This window comes from Amycolatopsis sp. NPDC048633 (assembly GCF_040650695.1).
Classification (GTDB): Bacteria; Actinomycetota; Actinomycetes; order Mycobacteriales; family Pseudonocardiaceae; genus Amycolatopsis.
In genome coordinates, this window is sequence record NZ_JBEZHS010000001.1 from 1,206,072 (window position 1) to 1,224,803 (window position 18,732).

Below are 18,732 nucleotides of genomic sequence, written 5' to 3' on the forward strand. Positions count from 1 at the left end.
TCCACAGTGGACTCGCGGCAGCGCTGAACGCCCGCCGGCCGCAGCAGGTCTCGCACCTGCTGCGGCCGGCGGGCGTTCGCTTTGTCAGTAGGGCGACTCGTCCGACGAGGTGACCCGGATGTGCACCAGCGTCGGGCGCTCGTCGTCCAGGGCCGCCGTCAGGCCCGCGACCAGGCCGGCCGGCTCGCTGATCGTCACCCCCTGGCAGCCCATGCTCGAGGCCAGCGCCGCGAAGTCGATGCCACCCAGCTCCGTGCTCGGCAGCTTCCCGCCGTCGATCGATTCGCCGAAGATGCGGACCGCCGCGTATTCGCTGTTGTCCAGGATCAGGATCGTCACCGGCAGCTCCTGGCGCGCGGCGGTCCAGAGGGCCTGGATGCCGTACATGCTGGAGCCGTCGCCGATGACGCCGATGACCTTGCGGTCCGGGCAGGCGAGGGCCGCGCCGACGGTGCCGGGGACGCCGTAGCCGAGGGCCCCGCTGGCGATGGTCAGGAAGCCGGTGTCGGTTCCGGTGATCGGCAGGTGGTCGTGCAGGACACCGCGGTCGCTGGGCGCCTCTTCGATGACGATCGCGTTGTCCGGCAACAGGTCCGCGAGCGTCGAGTACACGAGCTCGCCGGTGAGCTTGTCGCCGCTGGGCTTCGCGGGGCGCACGAGCGGCTCCGGCGCGGGCCGGGTGCTCTGGTCGACGACGTCGAGCAGGGCGCGGACGCCGAGCTTGAGCGTGGCGCGGATGCCGGTGCCTTCGAAGGCGCGGGCGAGGATCTGCTCGTCGTCGCTGATGATGAACAGCGGCGGTAGCGGGGCTTCGCCGCGGCCGCGGTCGACGTGGTAGGTGAAGGCGGGCGCGCCGATCACGATGACGAGGTCGTGCGCGGCGAGCTTGTCGGAGATGGTGCCGCGTTCGGGGTCGAGGAAGCCTTGGAAGAGCGGGTGGTCCTCGGGGAACGAGCAGCGGAAGGACATCGGGGCGACGAACACGCCGGCGTTGAGGCGTTCGGCGAGGGCGACGGTTTCGGTGACGGCGCGGTCCTGGTCGACGGCTCCGCCGACGACGATCGCGGGACGCTCACTTGTCTTGAGAGCGGCGGCGAGTTCGTCGATGGCTTCGGGGTCCGGTGCGAAGCCGCGGATGCGGGGCCGGGAGATGATGGGGCGTTCGGTGGTGGCGGTCCAGTCGTCGGCGGGCACGGACACGAAGACCGGCCCGGTCGGTGCTTGCGTCGCGACGTGGTAGGCGCGGGCCAGCGCGGCGGGGACGTCTTCGGCGGTGGCGGGTTCGATGGACCACTTGACGTACGGCTTGGGGAAGTCGGGGGCGTCCTTGGCGCCGAGGAAGGGATCGTGCGGCAGGAGCGCCCGGGTCTGCTGTCCCGCGACGATGATCAGCGGGGTCCGGTTGCAGTGGGCGGTGTAGAGGCTGCCGAGGCCGTGCCCGACGCCGCCCGCGGAGTGCAGGTTGACGAGGACGGCTTGGCGCGTGGCTTGGGAGTAGGCGTCGGCCATGGCCACGACGGTGGACTCCTGCAGGCCGAGGACGTAGTCGAAGTCGTCGGGCCAGTCGGTGAGGAACGGGACCTCGGTGGTGCCGGGGTTGCCGAAGACTGTGGTGAGGCCGAGTTCGCGGAGGAGTTCGCGGGTGGCTTCCAGGACCGTGCGCTTGATCATGCCCCCAGAATAATGCTTAGTCTTGCGAAGGAAAGCCCCCAAAGGGCCGCTGCCAGGGCCTTGGTGTGCCATGTGGACGTCTCCTCGGTGCGGCTCCTCGGTGCGGCGAACCGGTCAGCCGGGCGGCTCGTCCTCGTTCACCGGCCGAAGCCTTTGCCAGCCGCCGCCGGAGTCCGGCCACGGCTCGTCCGCCGTCGCGAGCGGGGCCCAGTCCGGCGGCCAGTGCGTGTGGCTCGCCGGGCGGGCCCAGGCCCGTTTGAACATCTTCGGCCGTCGCCCGGCTGGCCAGGTGAACGTCGCGTCGTGGAAGCGGGCGGTGCCCAGGAAGACGGCGCCGTCGAACCGGATGTCCTGCTCGAAGTGCGTCTGGGTGAACCAGACGTCGCCGTGGAAGGCGGCCTCGCCGAACCAGGCGTTGGCGACGAACCGGGTACCGGTGAAGCGGGCGTCCCCGTGGAAGGTCGTGCCCCGGAACCGGACGTTGCTCTGGAACCGTGCGGTGCGGAACCGAGCGCCGTTGACGAAGGACGCGGCGCTGAACCGGGCGCTGCCGGTGAACGTCGTGCCGTCGAAGTCGGCGCGCTCGAGGAACGCCGTGCCGCCCAGGTCGGCATCGCCCTCGAACTTCGCGTCGGTGAACAGGGCCGACCGGACCCGGCAGCGCTCGAATCGGAACTCGATGAGCGTCGCGCCCCGCAGATCCAGGTCGGTGTCCGGCCAGAACGCGTCGGAGCCCGGGCGCAGGTGCTGAGCGAGGATGCGCTGCGCGGTGATGCGCACGTGCTTTTCCTGCGTCTGAGCCGGCTCGAACGGCATCCGCAGGTAGGCACACAGCACGTCGATCACGGTGTGGCGCTGCGACCGGGTGCCCTGCGCGAGCCGCTCGAGGGCGTACAGACCACCCAGCCGGACCGGGGCCTTGTCCGAACCGAGCTGCTCGACCGCTTTCGCGTACAGCTCGGTGATCCGCCGCTCCGCCGCGTCGACCTCGGTGTGCCGCTGGACGTGCTCCTTGTGCGCGAGATCGCGCCGCTTCTCGGCCAGGTCCTGTTCGGCGGTCTGCTGCCGGCGTGCGGCCAGCAGCAGGCCGACCGCGCCTCCCGCGCCGAGCACGATCGTGCCGACGGTCCGGATCGCCTCGAGCCCGAGGCCGTACACCGCGAGCAACGGCCACCCGACCCCGACGGCGACCACCACCAGCCCGGCCGCGCTCCAGGCGATCATGCGGTTGGACAGCACCTTGCCGGGGTCACCCATGCCCCCATCTTGCCGAGCACCGCGTCCATCGCCTAGGGCTCGTTAATTCGTTGACTTCGTTCGGCAGCGTGCGCGATGATGTTTTCACACGAAACGGACTGAGGAGTCGGCGTGACTTATCTGCGAGTACACAATCTTCGGGGGCTCCCTCTGGTGACGTAGTGCGTCGTCACGCCAACGGGAGCCGCCCATCGGGAAACCGGTCCGGGCGGCTTTTTCGTGCATTCTTTTTTCTGCGCTCGTTCCGGTCGCAACCAGTGCGGCCGGCGCGAGTGCGCCCCGGCCGGTGTGTCGATCCGGCCGGGCAGCGGTGGAGACGGAGCTGTGGAGCTCCAGCCGGTTGTAACCCGGACGTCCTTGTGGCACAGGGGGTTCGACTCCCTCCTCCACCACTCCGCGGCTGTGGTGAACTCGGCGGACACGTCGGTCTTCCAAACCGGAGCAGTGGGTTCGATGCCCACCGGCCGCTCTTCGCCGCACAAGCTCATTCCGGCTGAGCACCCGTCTCGTAAACGGGAGGTGCTGGGTTCGAATCCCAGGTGCGGCTCGAGGATCGCTGGCTCAACGGCCAGCGCCGCGTCCGGTAGCTCAGCGGAAGAGCGCCCCGCCCACATCGGGGTGGTCCCAGGTTCGATCCCTGGCCGGACGACTGTGGCCGAAGCCGAAGGAGACGAGGCCCCGGGCTGTGACCCCGGGAAAAGCCGGTGCGAGTCCGGCCGGCCACCCCACTGTGGAGAACGCCGGAATTGTCGGTACCCCGGTTTACGCTTCCCCCGAGTCCCGAACCCGGGGGAGGAACCCGATGACCACCACCCACGTACTGGAAACGCCCGAGGCCGACGTCGTCTACGACGTGCACGGGCCCGCGCCCGCCGACAGCCCGCGGCCACCGCTGCTCATGGTCGGGCAACCCATGGACGCCGGCGGGTTCAGCACGCTCGCCTCGTACTTCCCCGACCGGACCGTCGTCACCTACGACCCGCGGGGGCTCGGGCGCAGCGTCCGCAAGGACGGCCGTGAAGACCACGTGCCCACCATCCAGGCCGAAGACCTCCACGGGGTCATCCAGGCGCTCGGCGCCGGCGCCGTCGAGGTGTTCGGGAGCAGCGGGGCGCCGTCGCCGCGCTTGCGCTCGTCACCGCCCATCCCGAGGACGTCAGCACCCTCGTCGCCCACGAACCGCCGCTCGTCGGGGTGCTGCCCGACGCCGCCGCGGCCGAGCGGGCCGGGCAGGCCTTCCGGGACGCCTACCAGGCCCGGGGCTTCGGTGCCGGCATGGCGGCCTTCATCGCGATGACCTCGTGGAAGGGCGAATTCACCGACGACTACTTCGCCCTGCCCGCGGCGGATCCGGCCCAGTTCGGCATGCCGGCCGAGGACGACGGCCGCCGCGACGACCCGTTGATGACAGATCGCTCCCTGGCGGTCACGGCGTACCAGTTGGACGTCGAGGCGCTGAACGCGGCGCCGACCCGGGTCGTGATCGCCGTGGGCGAAGAGTCCATCGACGTCATGACCGGCCGCCGCGCCGCGCTCGCCACCGCCGAGCGCCTCGGCCAGGAGACCACGGTCTTCCCCAGTCACCACGGCGGTTTCCTCGGCGGCGAGTTCGGCTACGCCGGCCAGCCCGAAGCCTTCGCGCGGAAGCTCCGGGAGGTCCTCGAAGCCTAGAGTTTTCATCTCATCGACTAACCCAATCAAACAACTAGTTGACAGAGTGGGTCGACTGGCTGACCATTGCTGCGTCGGAGTGGCTGACGGAGCAAGGGGGACGTCGTGGAGAAGCACGCACTCAGGTGGTGGGCGCTGGCGGTCGCGGTGCTGGCCGTCCTGGTGGACATGATCGACAACCAGATCGTGGCGGTCGCGCTGCCGACGATCCAGCGCGAGCTCGGCACCGGGGAGGCCGCGCTGCAGTGGATTTCGGCCGGGTACGCGCTGGGGTTCGCGCTGACGCTGATCACCGGCGGCCGCCTGGGCGACCGGCACGGCACGAAGAAGCTGTTCGTGGCCGGGATGCTCGTGTTCACCGCCGCGTCGCTGGTCGCGGGGCTCGCCGGGCACGTCGGCGTGCTGATCGCCGCGCGCTGGGTGCAGGGTGTGGGGTCCGGGCTGATGGTGCCGCAGGTGCTTTCCTTCATCCACGCGGAGTTCGACGAGCGGGAGCGGCCGAAGGCGATGGCCTGGTACGCGGGCGCGTTCCCGGTCGGCGGGCTCGCCGGGCCGCTGCTCGGCGGCGCGCTGACCCAGGCCGACCTGTTCGGCACCGGCTGGCGCGCGATCTTCCTGGTGAACGTGCCCCTCGGCGTGCTCGCGCTGGCCGGTGCGGCGGTGACCATGGCGAGCCGGCCCGGGTTCCTCCGGCACCGCCTCGACCTCGGCGGTCTCGCGCTACTGACCGCCGCGCTGTTCGCGGTCTTCTACCCGCTGGTGCAAGGGCGCGAGCTGGGCTGGCCGGCGTGGTCGGTCGGGCTGCTGGTGGCCGCCGTCCCGCTGTTCGGCGTCTTCGCGCTGCACCAGCGGATCCAGGCCCGCCGCGGCGGCGAACCGCTGGTCCCGACGGACTTGGTACGACGCCTCGCCGGCAGCCAGGCGGTCCTGTTCTGCGTCAACACCGGCGTCGGCGTGTTCTTCGTCCTGACGCTGCACCTGCAGCTGGGCCTCGGCTTCTCGCCGTGGGAGGCGGCGCTGACGTTCGCGCCGTCGACGCTCGGCATCGTCGCGGGCAACGTCCTGGCCATGCGGCTCGCCCCGGCGCTCGGGCGGTCGTTCGCCGCGGGCGCCGTCGCGGTGTTGCTGGCCGGCCTGGTCGCCGTCGCCGCCCTGGTGCTGCAGCAGGGCGCGGCGTTGAGCGGGTGGGCGTTGCTCGTGCCGGTGATCGGCGTCGGACTCGGCATGGGCGCGGTCCTGAACGCGCTGTTCGGCACGGCGATGGCGGAGATCCGGCCGGAGCAGGCGGGCGCGGCGTCCGGTGTCGTGAACACCACCGTCCAGCTCGGCACGGCGACCGGGATCGCGCTGTTCGGCACGGTGTTCTTCACCCGGCTGGACGGCGGGTACGAGTCCGCGACGGCGGGGGCGCTCTTGGTCAGCGCCGGCGTGCTGGTGCTGGCTCTCGCGCTGACGGCGGCGCTGCCTGCTCGTCACCCTTCTGTTCCGCAGAGTCAAGCGGTTGGTTGACGTATAGTCGCGGCGTGACCGCCTCGAAGCCTCGCCGTTCGCCGAAACCCCAGGAGCGGCAACGGGATCCGGAGCGCACCCGCCGGCTGATCCTGGAGGCGGCGGGCGCGGAGTTCGCGGCGAAAGGCTACGCGGGCGCGCGGATCGCGTCGATCGCGGGCCGCGCGGGGGTGAACCAGCAGCTGATTTCGTACTACTTCGACGGCAAAGAGGGCCTGTACCGGGCGTTGTCGGAGCAGTGGACCGAGCGGCAGCGCGAGCTCGTCGCGCCGGACATGCCGCTGTCGGAACAGGTGCGGCAGCACGCGCTGGAAGGCTTGTCGGGTCGTGACGGGATGCGGCTGGTGGCGTGGTCGGGCCTGGAGTACGAGGGCGCCGAGACGGACCCCGACAACGAGCCGAGGACCCGGCGCCTGGCCGGGACGGTGGAGCAGATCGCGGCGATGAAGGCCGACGGGAAACTCCCCGAGTGGGTCGACCCGGCCTGCCTGACGGTGCTGCTGATGGCGGCGGCGATGGCGCCGGTGACCCTGCCGCACATCACCGAGGGGCTGACGCGGACCGCCGCGGACTCACCGGAGTTCGTGCGGCGGTACGCCGACCAGCTGGCCAGGCTGGTGGAGCACCTGGGGCGGTAGGAGCCGCACCTCAGTGTTCGACGGGCTCGTGTACGACGGGCTCGCTGGTGGAGACCGCCGGGCCCGGGCCGGGCGTGCTCGTCGACGCACTGGGACCCGCCAGGGCCAAGCCGGCGACCAGAGCCAGCGTGACGAGGAACAGCGCGGCGCGGACAAGGGCGGAAAAAGAACAGACGACCGTCATGGCAGGCTCCTCGAGATTTCCCGGACAACCGGGGATTTCGGCGATTCCGCGGTGGCCGCGGAATTCGGGACTGCCTCAATGGTGCGCGCCGGAAGACGGTTGCGACAAGGCGTTTCCGTTGCCGGAAACGGGAAACCTCACTCCACGCGGGAGAGTCGATTCCGGTATTCCGCCTCGCCGAGCACAGTGGGATCGAGCGTGACCCGGTACGCGGCGGCTTCCGCCCACCAATGCCCCGCCGCCTGCCGGTCGCCGCGCCCCGCCGCCGTGTTGCCCAGGCCCGTCAACGCCCGCGCGTGCTCGTATTCGCTGCCCGCGTCATCCGCCAGTTCGGCCGCACGTCGATAACATTTCTCGGCCTCGTCCCAGTGCCCGGCGCGGAATCGCACCCACGCTTCACCGTTGGCCGACATCGCCCGGTCGACGGGCAGCTGAGCGAGCTCGACGGCCTCACGCGCGCTGGACAGCGCTTCGGGAAACCGCTCCAGCGCCGCCGAAGCGAGGGCGATGCCGCGCAGGGCGATGACCACGTTCCGGGTCCGGCCGGTCCGGCGGTAGACGTCCAGCACCGTCGTCAGGTCGGTCACCGTCGCTTCGGCTTCCCCGCGGTACAAGCGCGCCCAGGCCAGGCTGGACAGGGCGTCGATGGCACCGCGGTCGTCACGGGCCTGCGCAAAGCACTCCTGCGCCTGCTGGTGGAACCGGACGGCGTCGTCGACACGCCCCGATTCGATGTGGGCCATGCCCAGGTTGTTCAGGATCATCCCGGTCGCACTCAGGTCGCCGGTCGCCCGCGCGGCCTCGAGCGCGCGCTCGTGCGTCCGGATCCACGGCTCGAACAGCTTCTCCCGGAAGAAGAATGCGCGGAGCAGGAAAGCGAGCTGCCAGCAGCGGTCGTGGAACCCGTGCCGGAACGCGGAGTCGACGACCTCGGCCAGCATCGGCCACTGCGCGGCCAGCCAAGCGAGCGCGCCGTCCGCGTCGGCGAACGGAACGCCGGAGGCGGGCGGGAGACCGGTGACCGGGCGGAAGCGGTAGGGCTCCGCGAGCTCGTCGGCGGCGAGCGTCGTCATGAGCGCGTGGTCGACCAGCCGGCTCACCGCGACCTCGCGGTCGTCCGGCTCGACGTCGGGAAGCGCGTGAGTCGAGGCGAACATCCGCATCAGGTCGTGGAGCTCGACGTACCCGCGTTCGTCGCGGACGACCAGGTGGGCGTCGTGCAGCCGGTCCACCAGCCGGTCCGCTTCGCCGGGGCCGAGGCCGGCGAGGGCTTCGACGGCGGCGACCTCCGCGGCGGTCGCGGGGTGGAGGGCGAGCAGGCCGAACAGCCGCCGCTGGTCGCCGGGCAGGGAGTCGTAGGAGACGGCGAACGCCGTGGCGACGCTGCGCTCGCCGTCGTCCAGCGTGCCGAGCCGGGTCTTTTCGTCGGCGAGCCGGTCGCGCAGCCGCGCCGCCGTCCAGCCGCCGGCGACGAACCGGGCGGCCACGATGCGGACCGCGAGCGGGAGCCGTCCGCAGTGCCGGACGATCTCGGTCGCCACACTTTCGTCGTCCGGTGCGTGCTCGCCCGCGACGGACCGCAGGAGCGCCGTGGCGTCCTCGAGCGGCAGCACGTCGACCGGGAAGTGCCAGGCGTCGTCGAGCGCGGGCAGCCGGCCCCGGCTGGTCACCAGGATCCGGGACGACGTCTCGCCCGGGACGATCGCGCGGATCTGTTCGGCGGAGCGCACGTTGTCCAGCACGAGGATCATCCGCCGGCCGCGCAGCTGGTCGCGGACCAGGTTGGCCAGGCCGTCCACGTCGGCGGGCACCTGGTCGGCCGAGACGTCCAGCAGCCGCAGCAGCCGGCCGAGGGCTTCGCCGGGCGAAAGCTCGGCCGCGCCCGGCGTGTGGCCGCGGAGGTCGAAGAAGAGACAGCCGTCGGGGAAGGCGCGTTCGACCCGCCGGGCCGCGGCGACGGCCAGCGCCGTCTTGCCCGCTCCCGCCATTCCGTGCACGACGCCGACCCGGGCGTCGTCCGGGTCCAGCAGCAGCGCGGAAAGCGCGTCGAGCTCGGTTTCCCGGCCGACGAAGTACCGGCCGCCGTCCGGCAGTCCGGCGATGCCACCGGCGCTGTGGCGCGCGGGCCGGCCTTGTTCGGTGACGAGGGCGAGCAGTTCTCCCTTGGCGTCGAGCGCTTGGTCGCAGGCCTTGGCCAGGTCCCGGTTCACCCGGGTCTTGCCGTTCTCCACCTTGCTGAGATAGCCCTTGGTGAAATGGACAGCCGCCGCGAGTCCGGTCAGTGACATGCCGACCGACGTCCGTCGACGTTTCAATTCCGCTCCAAAGTCCTGCATCGGTCAATCATCCTGCGTTCGGTGATCGGGGGGAAGGACGGCCGGCGGCCCGGGCCCGCCGGCCTGTTCCTGGTCAGCCCAGCAGGGAGACCAGCTGGCCGAGCACGATGATGAGGTGCGTGTGCATCGCGTTCCCCTTTCCGGATCGAATTGCTTGTTCCGCCGAGGGATTTCGGCGACCCAAGCTTCACCCGGTGAATTCGGCGAAAACAGATGTTTCCCGTTGCCGGTCGGGAGGAAACGGTGCTGACCAGTTCGACCTGCGCTGTTTCCCGGTTCCGGAAACAGGCCGGAAACGGGTGACGGCTCCGGGACGGGCGAGGAGGATGAGTACACTTCGCCCAGGCGACAAGACGGAGGTGGCGGCTTGGCTCAGGTGGCGGCCGACGCGAAGATCAACGCGCTCTCAACGGAGCTGAAACAGCTTCGCAAAGGCCTGGGCGTCCAAGCGAAGAACCTGCCCGCTGTCGCCGGCGAAGAGTTGCGCGAGGTGTGCGGGGTCCGCGAAGACGACCTCCCGGGAACGGTTCGCGGCAAGATCGTCACCACGCTTCGCGCGTTGATCGAAAAACTGCCGGAACCGCAGCGGAAAACGGCGCGGATCGTGCTGGGCTTCGGCACCGGCGCGAACGAGCGCTACACCGCGCGCCTCGAACTGCTGGGCACCGGAGCCGACCGCAACATCCGCACGATGCAACGCCGCGCCGACGACGTCATCTACCTCATCGCCGAGGCCGCGTACGAGACGCCGGCCGCGTTCGGGGGCTCGCCGGTGCTCAGCCAGGGCCCGTGGCACACGTCGGCGCTGGGGGTCCGGCTGACCCTCACCGGTGCCGCCGCCGAGGTCTTCGAAACCCGGCAGATCGTCAGCCACGTCGCCGGGCTCGCGGAAATCGAGCACGGGGTCTCCCTCGCGCGCCCGGCCAGCCCGACCGGCGAGCCCGACCTCTCCGGCCTCGGCATCGACGTCGTTTCGGGCGGGGAAGTGCATTCCGTGCGGATGGTCTCCTCCACCAGGGTGGCGTTCCGCCTGCGGCCGCCGCGGCCGCTGGACGCCGGTGACCAGCACGAGTTCTTCTTCCGCGTCCGGCTGGAAGAGCTGCCGGCGCCGTTCTACTGCTGCACGCCGGAATTCCCGTGCGAGAGTTTCGAGCTCAACGTCCGGTTCGACCGGCAGGCGCCACCGCACCGGATCTGGCGCATCGACGGCGACCTCTCCAAGGACGCGGGTGATCCGGTGCCGGCCCGCAAACCGCTCTTCCTCGACAGCGCGGGCGAGGTGCACACCGGTTTCCACGGCCTCCAGCCCGCGAGGTCCTATGGCGTGGGCTGGCAGCCGGCCGCCCCCTGACCGGCCGTGCCCCGTGCGCGCCATGCTCCTCCTCGGCGTGAGCGTCTTCGTCCACCTTGGCGCACCCGGCCGCGGAAAGCCGCGTCGAAGCCACGACAACAACACGACAGTTCCACGCGGAGCGGTGAACCGGCTGACCAGCGCCGTGCGTGCCATCATCGGGCATGACCACCCATCGCGACGCTCGCGAGCCGGAGCTCAACAGCGGGGTCCTGCCCGGGAACGTGCGGGCCGACGACTGGATCATGCTCGTCCTCGCCGCCGGGTCGGTCGGGTTGCTCGGGTTCATGCTGGTCAGCCCGCCGGCGCGGGACGCGGCGCTCGTGATGTTCTCCGTCGACTGCGGGATCTGCGGCGTGTTCCTCATCGAGTTCCTGTGGCGGTGGCGCAAACGCGGGTGGAGCAAGAAGTTCCTCGTGCGCAACTGGTACGAGCTGTTCGCCATGATCCCGGTCGCGCACCCGGTGATCACGGGCCACAAGTTCATCGGGGTCGTGCTGCTGCTGATCCGCATCGGGCGGGCGGCGGACCGGGCCGTCGGCGAGCAGTTCACCTACCGGCTCGTCGACAAGCTGTCCGAGCCGATCGTCAAGGCGATCAAGAAGCCGATCACCATCGCGGTGCTCGACGAGGTCGTCAAGGTGCTGGAAACCGGCAACTACCCGGAGAACCTCGCCAAGTCCCTCGACAGCAACAAGGACGAGCTGCGCACGATCATCGCCGAGAAGATCGCCGCGGACCCGCAGCTCGGGAAGCTCAAGCGGCTCCCGTTCCACGACGAGATCGTGCGGACCGTCGTCGACACGTCGTTCCGCGTGCTGCTCGACGTGCTCGTCGACCCGCGGATCGACGACTTCTTCTCCGCCGTCGTGCGCGACAACCGCGAGCAGATCCGCCAGGCCGTGCAGCTGGGGCTCAACGACATCGAGGACGAAGACAAGGAGAAGTCCTTGCCCGTGCGCACCCAGCACTCGGCCGCGCTCGAGTACGACCGGCTGCACCCACGGCGCTGATCAGGGGAACGCGGGCAGGACTTCGTCGGCGAACAGCCGGATCTGCGCGCGCATCTCCTCGACGGTGTTGCCGACGAACAGCAGCGCCGTCAGGTGGTCGACGCCCGCCGCCGCGTAGGCTGCGACCTTCTCGCGGACCTCGTCCGGCGCGCCGATGAGGTTCAGGTCGAAGTACGCGTCCTGGTCGACGCCCTTGGTCATGGTCTTGGCCAGCGACTTCCGGAACAGGTCGAACGACGAGTTCCGGAAGGTCTCCCGCGCCGCCTCGCGCGTGGGGCCGAGGCAGACGACCGACTGCAGGGCCGTGGTGATCGCCCCCGGGTCGCGGCCCGCCGCGCACGCGTACCCCGCCAGCTTCGCCCGCCCGGCGACGATCCCTTGTGGACTCATCTTGGCCGGCAGCCAGCCGTCGCACAGCTCGGCCGCGCGCCGCAGCGAACCGTCCACGTTGCCGCCCGAGTAGAGCGGCAGCGGCGACTGGAGCGGCTTGGGGAACGACTCGACGTTCTCGAACCGGACGTATTCGCCTTGGTAGGAAGCAGTGCGCTCGGTCCACAAGAGACGCAGGGCCTCGATGCGCTCCCGCACCAGCCGGGCCCGGCCGGCGTGCCGGAGGTCGGGCACGACGGCTTCGAACTCGTCGCGGTAGCCGCCGACCGCGACGCCCAGCGTGACGCGGCCGCCGCTGAGCTGGTCGAGCGTGGCGACCTGCTTCGCCAGGAGAACCGGGTCTCGCAGTGTCAGCACCATGATGCCGGTGGTGAGCCGCAGCACCGACGTCCGCGCCGCGACCTGCGCCAGCACGATCAGCGGCTCGTAGAAGTCGGGCGGGTCCGGCCAGGCGCGCCGGATGAAGTCCATCGTGGACAGGTGGTCGTTGCCGCCGGCGTCGTGGTAGCCGAGCTGCTCGGCCTCGACCGCGAGGTCGACCAGCTCGTGCGGGGCGGCGAACGGGACCGGGTGCATCATGCCGGACGTGGCGGTGGGGAGCTCGATGCCGAACTTCATCGCGGGATCCTCTCCAGTGGAGTTTCGCTACGCTACCGTAGCGTAGCGAAAGTGCTAAGCTGCGGGCAAGCGAGGAGGTTCGGGTGGCGGATCCACGGGTGGCCCGGTCGCGGCGCGCGATCCTCGACGCGGCGGTCGAGCTGCTGGTCGAACACGGTTTCGCGGGGGCGACGGTCGAGGCGATCGCGGCCCGGTCAGGCGCGGCGAAGACGACGATCTACCGGCAGTGGCCCGACAAGCAGGCGGTGCTCCGGGCGGCGGTCGAGTCGATCGTGCCGCCCGCGGCGCCGTCGGACACGGGCAGCCTGCGCGGCGACCTGGTGGCGTTCGCGCACGACCTCGACGGCATCCTGCGCACGCCCCCGACGTCGGCGCTCATCCCCGGCTTGATCGACGCCGCCGAGCGCGACGCCGGGCTGGCGGCGGTGCTGGCGGACTTCACCGCCCAGCGCCGGAAACCGGTGCACGAAGCCGTGGCGCGGGCCGTCGGACGCGGGGAGATCGAGCGCCCGGAGTTCGTCGCGGACCTCTTCCTGGGGCCGTTGTTCTACCGCCGGTTGCTGTCGCGGGAACCCCTGGACGAGGCGTTCATCGAGCGGGTCGTGGATGCCGCTCTCGCAAGTACTCGCTGAGCAGGCCAGCCGCGCCGAGCATGGCCAGGCCGCGCGCGGTGAGCCGCTCCTGCCAGGTCTCCAGTGCGGCGGCCAGCGATTCGGTGCCGCCCGCGGTGCGGACCTGGCCGACCACTGTCGCGATGTGCTCCAGCGGGTAGCCGCCGCGCCTGAGCAGGTGGGTCAGCTCCGCGTCCCGGATGTCGGCGGCGCCGAAGACCCGGTAGCCGGTCGCCGGATTGCGGTGCGGGATCAGGATTCCCGCGCGTTCCCACGCACGCACCGTCGCCGCGGTGACGCCGAGGCGATGCGCGAGCTCCCCGATGGACCAGTCGGTCACGGCCGGTTCCGGGGCCGGCCCGGTCGTCAGGTGGCCGATCGACTGGCGCACCGCGTCGAGGGTTTCCCGGTCGCGGAGCAGCCGCAGGTGCCCGCGGTCGACGAGCGTCAGGGCGCGGCCGACGTCGTCGTCGTGGACGGCGTTCATGATCCCGCCGGCCGTCGCGTGCCCGTACGCCGCCACCAGGGCGAGGAAGGCGCGCAGCGCGGCCGCGTGAACCTCCGTGTAAACCCGGTAGCCGCTCGGTGTGCGCGCGGCCGGCGGCAGGAAGCTGTCCTGCTCGTAGTTGCGGACCGCCTGCGTGGAGATGCCGTGCTCACGGGCGAGGTCCGCAGGTCTCAATGGAGTGTTCAAGGATACGATTCAACCACATGGACATCACGGACTTCACGGCCGAACTGCTCGCGTTCGGCGAGCCCACGCACTTCGAACCGGCCTTCGCGCGGCTCCGGAACGACTTCTTCGCCCAGCTCGCCGGGCACGGCTTCCGGTCGATCGCGCTGGAGACCGACCGCGTCGCCGCGCTCGACGGTGAGTTTTCGCACGGCTTCGGCGAGGTGGACGCCAACCGGGAGCTGGTCGCCTGGATCCGTGAGTACAACGAGACCGCCGCCGAACCGCTGGTCTTCCACGGCTTCGACGCCCCGACCGAGATGTACAGCGCGCCCAGCCCGCGCGGCTACCTCGAACACGTCCGCGACTACCTGGGGCTCGACGCCGACATCGCGGCCCTGACCGGGGACGACGAGCGGTGGAGCCGAGCCGAGGCGATCCTCGACCCGGCGGCTTCACCCGGTGCGACGGCCGAGGCCCGCGAGCTGCGGATCCTCGCCGACGACCTGCTCATGGCCCTCGACGCCCGCACGTCCCACCTCATCGCCGAGACCTCGCGCGCCGCGTGGGACCGCGCCCGGATCCACGCCACCGCCGGGCTCGACCTGCTGCGCTACCACGCGGCGTCGGCTCGGCCCGGGGACCGGGACACGAGGATCGCGCGGCTCGCGGGCGCCCGCGCGGTCATCATGGCCCGGAACCTCCTGGACATCCACCGGTCGGCGCCGGGCCGGACACTGGTGTTCGCGCACAACAGCCATCTCCGGCGCGGCTTGGGGACCGGCGCCGGCGCGATCGTCGCGTCGCTGCTCGGCGACCGGTACGCCTTCATTGCCGGCAGCCTCGGCCACAGCGAAGCCTTCGGCCTCGGGGAGCCGGCCGCGGACACCTACGAAGGCTTGCTGCAGCGCGAGACCGACACCTGGAAGCTGACCGCCGACGTCCCGCCCGGCCGCACGCGCACCGACGTCAAGCAGGGCTACTTCCCGCTGGACCGGGACCTGCTCGACGGCGCCGACGCCGTGGCGCACATCGCCTGAAGACACAGCAGCCCCCGCACCGGGGTCGGGTCCGGTGCGGGGGCCGCTGCTTCACCCGGTTACGGGTAGCTCACCACGTTCACCGGCACCGTGCCCGAAGGCGTGACGCCACCGGTGTCGTTGATGACGTGCGTGATCGTGCCGCGGTAGTTGAGGGACACCGACAGCAGGCTGTGGAACCGGACGCCGCTGTTGTTCGGCACTTCGAACGCGTGGTAGCTGGACACCGCCGGGTTCGTGTCGAAGAAGCAGTAGCTTCCGAGACCCCACGCCTCATGGGACGTCACGTTCGCCGCGACCTTGTAGGCGGCGTATCCGGCGACACCCGATGGCGCGTTCCACGATGCCTGGTTCGGCACGTCGTAGGGCATCTCGTTCTGGAAGAAGATCGTCTTACCGCCCTGGCCGTTCCAGATCACCTGGTACTTCTGGTAGTGCTCGACGAACAGGCCGGTCGCCAGCACGTTCGCGCCGTTGACCACGAGCCCGGTATCGGCCGTGTTCGTGTTCCAGCCGACGGTGCCGCCGTTGCCGTGGTCGGCCCGCCACGCCCAGATGTGGTCGATGACCGTGTTGGCGCTGTTGACGATCAGGCTGTTCGTCGCCTTGCCGGCGAGCGCGCCGCCGATCCGGAAGAACACGTCCTGGACCGTCGTCGGGTTCGCGGCGTGGTTCGCCGACGAGCCGGACTGGCCGACGGTGAGCAGCGCCTGCGAGTTCGTCGTGCCCGCGTCGAAGAGCAGGCCCTTGAGCCGCACGCCGTCCACATCGGACACCTGCATCGCGTTGACGCCGTTGTCCGGCACCAGCGTCGGGTAGCCGATGCCGAGGATCGTCGTGTTGGCCCGGGTCACGTTGAGCGTCTGGTTGAGGTGGTAGATGCCCGGCGTGAAGAACAGGTTGCAGCCCGCCGCAAGCGCGTTGTTGATCGACGAGGCCGTGTCGCCGGACTTGACGACGTAGAACTGGCTCATCGGCGCCGACGTGCCCGGGGTGCTGCCGTTCGCCCAGCTCGGACCGGAAGCGTTGGTGCGCAGGGAAGGCAGGAACACGCGGTACTTGCCGGTGCCGTCGACGTAGAGGTAAGGCACGTCGCGGGAGACCGGGGTCGTGGCGAGGGTGGTCTCCGGCGGGTTCGGGAACGTGTTCGCCGGCGCGCCGCTCGTGCCGGAGAAGACCATGTTCCAGACGCCGCCGTTCCAGCTGCCGAGCTGCGAGTCGCGGGTGTACCACTGCTGCTGCGAGATCGACGCGGCCTGGCCGGCCACCTTCGTGTCGGCAATGTAGCCACCGCTGGCGAAGCCGTAGCTCGCCGGGTACAGCTGCAGCCCGCCGCGGACGTCCATCCGGCGGAACGGCGCGGCCTGCGCAACCGCCCAGCGCTCCTGGCCACCGGAGGGGTTGACCGCCATGTTCTCCGCCGAGCGCCAGAAATTCTGCAGCGCGACGCCGTTGTCGGAGGCGTTGAAGGCGTCCACCGTGACGTCGCCGTTGATCACCACGTCGCCCGGGTTCTGCCCCAGGCCGGCGACCGAGGTGTAGAAGCCGACGTTGTCGTGCACGTTGTTGTAGGTGCCCGGCTTGAACAGGTGCGCGACGCGCCGGTCCGCGAACTGCGCGGTGAGCGTGTCCTTCTGGTTGTTGAAGTCGGTGTCGAGCTGCGCCTGGATCGTCGCCGCGGACATGCCCGGGTCGAAGATCCGCACGTTCGAGCCGAAGTTCGGTGTGTCCGACTGCGTCGGGCAGCCCGCCTGGGTGCCGATCGTGTAGGTCGCGCTCGACACCGCCGACGTCGTCGAACCGGACTTGAGCGCGATCGCGTTGACCGTGCGGGAGTTCGGGACGCTGATCGGTCCACTGTAGAGCGTCGAGGACGCGGTCGGCGTCGAGCCGTCGACCGTGTACCGGATGGTCGCGCCCGACGTGGCGCTGCTGATGGTCACCGTCTGGCCGGCGGAGTAGGTGCCGCCGGGCGGGCTGAACGTCGGCGCCGAGACCGCTGTCGAGCCGCCGCCCACGGTGAAGCTGAAGTGCGGGGTGTCGTACTGCGGGCCGCTCTTCTCGTAGGTGAACCAGTAGTCGAGCGTGTTCCCGGTGCTCAGGCCGTTGACGGTGGTCCGCCAGGTGCCGGAGCTGTTGGTCATCCGCACGTTCTGCTGGCCGGCGCCCGGCACGCCGGTGTAGTGGACGTCCACGTACACCGCGGGGGTCGCCGGGGTGAAGTTGAGCTGCAGCTGCGTCGAGCTGAGCTGGGTGACGCTCTGGGTGTAGTCGTCGGCCGCGAGGGCGGCGGGGGCGCTCAGCCCGGCCGCCACCAGCAGCGCCGACGCGACGAGCGCGAGCTTCGGGCCGCGTCGTCGAAGCTTGTCCAAGGTCCGGTTCACGCCGTGACACCTCCGCCGTTGGGGATCCACGAGCATTTGTTGCGAGTCACAACAAAGTAGCTCCCGCTCAGCGGGGCTTCGGTCACTTTTCGGTAACAGTTGTCTGGACCAATGACTGCGCTGGGTCAGGAGCCTCGTGACACTTCGTGGCCTCGTCTCACCTGTCGAAACCGCGTCGGGTCGGCGGCCCGAGCAGAGCGGTGAGCGCCGGCTCGACCCGGGTGAGGAGCTCGCCGAAGACGCACAGCGTCTCCTCCCACGGGTGACCGAAGGTGCCCAGGCGGAGGTCGGACGTCAGGTCCTTTGTGGATGATCTGCGGCAGCTCGTCGAGTGCGGTATCGCCGATACGCCAGGTCGCCGAGCCCGCCGGTTCGGCGATGCCGGGAAAGGCCCTCATGTCGGGCCGAGCAGGAACCGGACGTCCGGGTGGGGCCGGCCGACACGGGGGACCGCCCGCCAGTGGCGGACGAGGGCCGCTGCCAGGCCGGGGTCGGTGACGCCCGCCGATGACCATGAGGTCACCGAGGGCTTCGAGCCAGGCGGCGCGATCGCCGTCGAGGTCACCCTCGGGCAGCGGCCCGTGGTTCACCTCGTCGTGCGTGCCGTGGTGCGTCCGGACGACCGGCCCGTCCCGCTCGACCACCCCGTCGGCCGGCGGGAACGATCTTCCACGGACGGGTGACGTTCGCGCGCGGCATTTTCGCGGGTCGCGCGGCGGGGTAAGGATGTCTGCATGCTGGACACCGAAGTCCTGTCTCGGACACCTCCGCGAGCACTCGACGTCGGCACGCCGCTCGGTGACGTGCGGTTCGCCGTCCGCATCGGTGGCTGGGACGTGCCCGCGAAACCCGAACACACCTGGGGACTCGGCTCCGGGGCGCGGCTGTGCCGGTGGCGGCACCGGTCCGTGCGGCTCGACGTCCTGTCCGGGACCACCGCGCCCGAGCAGCCCGGGGTCACCCGGGAGACCCTCATCTTCCGGGTGCTGGCCCGGGAAGCGCTCAGCGAGTTCGTCGTCCAGGCTGAACTCGCCGATCCGCCGTCGGACACTCGCGGTGGCGACGGCGCCTTCACCGTCGAGACGGCCGAGACCGTGGTGAGCGTCGGCGGTCCCGACGTCGAAGCGCTGTGCCGCTGTTCCCGCGACGGGCAGCACGTGCCGCCGTACTGGTCGGAAAAGCTGGCCGGTGCCGTCGAACTCGAAGGTGCGCGGCTCACCTGGCAGCTGCCCGGCGTCGAGCGCGGGGACTACGCCGAGCTGTGGGCCTCCGTCGCCTGGAGCGAAGCGGGCGGGGACCCGGGCCGCGCCGTCGCCATCGACCCGGCTCGGGTGCTGCGTGAGCTGACCGGGTGAGCCGATCTGTCACATCTTCGCCGCGGGATAC

The 18,732-nt window shown here is 70.7% G+C and carries 16 protein-coding genes, 5 tRNA genes and 1 pseudogene; 14 read left to right on the forward strand and 8 right to left on the reverse strand.

Going from position 1 to position 18,732, the window contains the following annotated elements; translation table 11 throughout:
- Positions 1–84 precede the first annotated feature (84 nt).
- Both mdlC and AB0C38_RS06085 read right to left on the reverse strand, forming a co-directional pair.
- Complete coding sequence (gene mdlC / locus AB0C38_RS06080) at positions 85–1,671, reverse strand: benzoylformate decarboxylase (protein ID WP_360667146.1); 1,587 nt, start codon at positions 1,669–1,671, stop codon at positions 85–87.
- A gap of 114 nt (positions 1,672–1,785) precedes the next feature.
- Positions 1,786–2,928 carry a pentapeptide repeat-containing protein gene (locus AB0C38_RS06085; RefSeq protein ID WP_360667149.1) on the reverse strand — a complete coding sequence of 381 codons (1,143 nt, stop codon included), beginning with the start codon at positions 2,926–2,928 and terminating at the stop codon, positions 1,786–1,788.
- A 309-nt stretch (positions 2,929–3,237) separates the two neighbouring features.
- Here AB0C38_RS06085 and AB0C38_RS06090 point away from each other — a divergent pair.
- From AB0C38_RS06090 to AB0C38_RS06125, 8 genes and pseudogenes are all read left to right on the forward strand, one after another.
- A tRNA-Tyr gene (locus AB0C38_RS06090) sits at positions 3,238–3,320 on the forward strand.
- 4 nt (positions 3,321–3,324) lie between these two features.
- A tRNA-Gly gene (locus tag AB0C38_RS06095) sits at positions 3,325–3,397 on the forward strand.
- Between the two features lie 4 nt (positions 3,398–3,401).
- Positions 3,402–3,475: transfer RNA gene (locus AB0C38_RS06100), tRNA-Thr, on the forward strand.
- 30 nt (positions 3,476–3,505) lie between these two features.
- Positions 3,506–3,577: transfer RNA gene (locus AB0C38_RS06105), tRNA-Val, on the forward strand.
- Between the two features lie 2 nt (positions 3,578–3,579).
- Positions 3,580–3,656: transfer RNA gene (locus tag AB0C38_RS06110), tRNA-His, on the forward strand.
- Between the two features lie 74 nt (positions 3,657–3,730).
- Positions 3,731–4,599: pseudogene (locus AB0C38_RS06115) on the forward strand (alpha/beta hydrolase).
- Positions 4,600–4,704: 105 nt separating this feature from the next.
- On the forward strand, positions 4,705–6,108 hold the full coding sequence (locus AB0C38_RS06120) for an MFS transporter (RefSeq protein ID WP_360667152.1): 1,404 nt from the start codon (positions 4,705–4,707) through the stop codon (positions 6,106–6,108).
- Positions 6,109–6,122: 14 nt separating this feature from the next.
- Positions 6,123–6,746, forward strand: coding sequence for a TetR family transcriptional regulator (locus AB0C38_RS06125; protein ID WP_360667155.1), 624 nt, complete (start codon positions 6,123–6,125; stop codon positions 6,744–6,746).
- A 10-nt stretch (positions 6,747–6,756) separates the two neighbouring features.
- Here AB0C38_RS06125 and AB0C38_RS06130 read toward each other — a convergent pair whose 3' ends face one another.
- Together AB0C38_RS06130 and AB0C38_RS06135 are read right to left on the reverse strand one after the other, a co-directional pair.
- A complete protein-coding gene (locus AB0C38_RS06130) occupies positions 6,757–6,930 on the reverse strand; it encodes a hypothetical protein (RefSeq protein WP_360667158.1) in 174 nt (57 codons plus the stop codon).
- A 137-nt stretch (positions 6,931–7,067) separates the two neighbouring features.
- Positions 7,068–9,266, reverse strand: coding sequence for an NB-ARC domain-containing protein (locus tag AB0C38_RS06135; protein WP_360667161.1), 2,199 nt, complete (start codon positions 9,264–9,266; stop codon positions 7,068–7,070).
- A 367-nt stretch (positions 9,267–9,633) separates the two neighbouring features.
- On the opposite strand from AB0C38_RS06135, the gene AB0C38_RS06140 reads away from it, so the two are divergent.
- Together AB0C38_RS06140 and AB0C38_RS06145 are read left to right on the forward strand one after the other, a co-directional pair.
- The gene (locus AB0C38_RS06140; RefSeq protein WP_360667164.1) at positions 9,634–10,617 is read left to right on the forward strand and encodes a hypothetical protein; all 984 of its coding nucleotides are present in this window, start codon (positions 9,634–9,636) and stop codon (positions 10,615–10,617) included.
- 164 nt (positions 10,618–10,781) lie between these two features.
- Positions 10,782–11,630, forward strand: a complete 849-nt coding sequence (locus AB0C38_RS06145; protein ID WP_360667167.1) for an ion transporter — start codon at positions 10,782–10,784, stop codon at positions 11,628–11,630.
- Here AB0C38_RS06145 and AB0C38_RS06150 read toward each other — a convergent pair whose 3' ends face one another.
- The gene (locus AB0C38_RS06150) at positions 11,631–12,638 is read right to left on the reverse strand and encodes an LLM class flavin-dependent oxidoreductase (protein ID WP_360667170.1); all 1,008 of its coding nucleotides are present in this window, start codon (positions 12,636–12,638) and stop codon (positions 11,631–11,633) included.
- Between the two features lie 83 nt (positions 12,639–12,721).
- On the opposite strand from AB0C38_RS06150, the gene AB0C38_RS06155 reads away from it, so the two are divergent.
- Positions 12,722–13,270 carry a TetR/AcrR family transcriptional regulator gene (locus AB0C38_RS06155; RefSeq protein WP_360667173.1) on the forward strand — a complete coding sequence of 183 codons (549 nt, stop codon included), beginning with the start codon at positions 12,722–12,724 and terminating at the stop codon, positions 13,268–13,270.
- Here AB0C38_RS06155 and AB0C38_RS06160 read toward each other — a convergent pair.
- Positions 13,227–13,943, reverse strand: coding sequence for a TioE family transcriptional regulator (locus AB0C38_RS06160; protein WP_360667176.1), 717 nt, complete (start codon positions 13,941–13,943; stop codon positions 13,227–13,229). The two genes, AB0C38_RS06155 and AB0C38_RS06160, sit on opposite strands and share 44 nt — an antisense overlap.
- Positions 13,944–13,960: 17 nt before the next feature.
- Here AB0C38_RS06160 and AB0C38_RS06165 point away from each other — a divergent pair, with 17 nt between their 5' ends.
- On the forward strand, positions 13,961–14,962 hold the full coding sequence (locus AB0C38_RS06165) for an erythromycin esterase family protein (RefSeq protein ID WP_360667178.1): 1,002 nt from the start codon (positions 13,961–13,963) through the stop codon (positions 14,960–14,962).
- A gap of 59 nt (positions 14,963–15,021) precedes the next feature.
- Here AB0C38_RS06165 and AB0C38_RS06170 read toward each other — a convergent pair whose 3' ends face one another.
- Both AB0C38_RS06170 and AB0C38_RS06175 read right to left on the reverse strand, forming a co-directional pair.
- The gene (locus tag AB0C38_RS06170; RefSeq protein WP_360667181.1) at positions 15,022–17,346 is read right to left on the reverse strand and encodes a chitobiase/beta-hexosaminidase C-terminal domain-containing protein; all 2,325 of its coding nucleotides are present in this window, start codon (positions 17,344–17,346) and stop codon (positions 15,022–15,024) included.
- Between the two features lie 157 nt (positions 17,347–17,503).
- Positions 17,504–17,686 (reverse strand): DUF2716 domain-containing protein, encoded by a 183-nt coding sequence (locus AB0C38_RS06175; protein WP_360667543.1) that lies wholly within the window; start codon positions 17,684–17,686, stop codon positions 17,504–17,506.
- Between the two features lie 154 nt (positions 17,687–17,840).
- On the opposite strand from AB0C38_RS06175, the gene AB0C38_RS06180 reads away from it, so the two are divergent.
- On the forward strand, positions 17,841–18,029 hold the full coding sequence (locus AB0C38_RS06180; protein WP_360667184.1) for a hypothetical protein: 189 nt from the start codon (positions 17,841–17,843) through the stop codon (positions 18,027–18,029).
- A 51-nt stretch (positions 18,030–18,080) separates the two neighbouring features.
- The gene (locus tag AB0C38_RS06185; protein WP_360667187.1) at positions 18,081–18,701 is read left to right on the forward strand and encodes a hypothetical protein; all 621 of its coding nucleotides are present in this window, start codon (positions 18,081–18,083) and stop codon (positions 18,699–18,701) included.
- Positions 18,702–18,732: the final 31 nt, after the last annotated feature.

Excerpts from the sequence above, each read along its gene's own strand:
- AB0C38_RS06135 (WP_360667161.1), bottom strand. The coding sequence starts at position 9,266 with ATGCAGGACTTTGGAGCGGAATTGAAACGTCGACGGACGTCGGTCGGC.
- AB0C38_RS06185 (WP_360667187.1), top strand. The coding sequence starts at position 18,081 with ATGCTGGACACCGAAGTCCTGTCTCGGACACCTCCGCGAGCACTCGAC.
- mdlC (WP_360667146.1), bottom strand. The coding sequence starts at position 1,671 with ATGATCAAGCGCACGGTCCTGGAAGCCACCCGCGAACTCCTCCGCGAA.
- AB0C38_RS06130 (WP_360667158.1), bottom strand. The coding sequence starts at position 6,930 with ATGACGGTCGTCTGTTCTTTTTCCGCCCTTGTCCGCGCCGCGCTGTTC.
- AB0C38_RS06145 (WP_360667167.1), top strand. The coding sequence starts at position 10,782 with ATGACCACCCATCGCGACGCTCGCGAGCCGGAGCTCAACAGCGGGGTC.
- AB0C38_RS06150 (WP_360667170.1), bottom strand. The coding sequence starts at position 12,638 with ATGAAGTTCGGCATCGAGCTCCCCACCGCCACGTCCGGCATGATGCAC.
- AB0C38_RS06165 (WP_360667178.1), top strand. The coding sequence starts at position 13,961 with ATGGACATCACGGACTTCACGGCCGAACTGCTCGCGTTCGGCGAGCCC.
- AB0C38_RS06085 (WP_360667149.1), bottom strand. The coding sequence starts at position 2,928 with ATGGGTGACCCCGGCAAGGTGCTGTCCAACCGCATGATCGCCTGGAGC.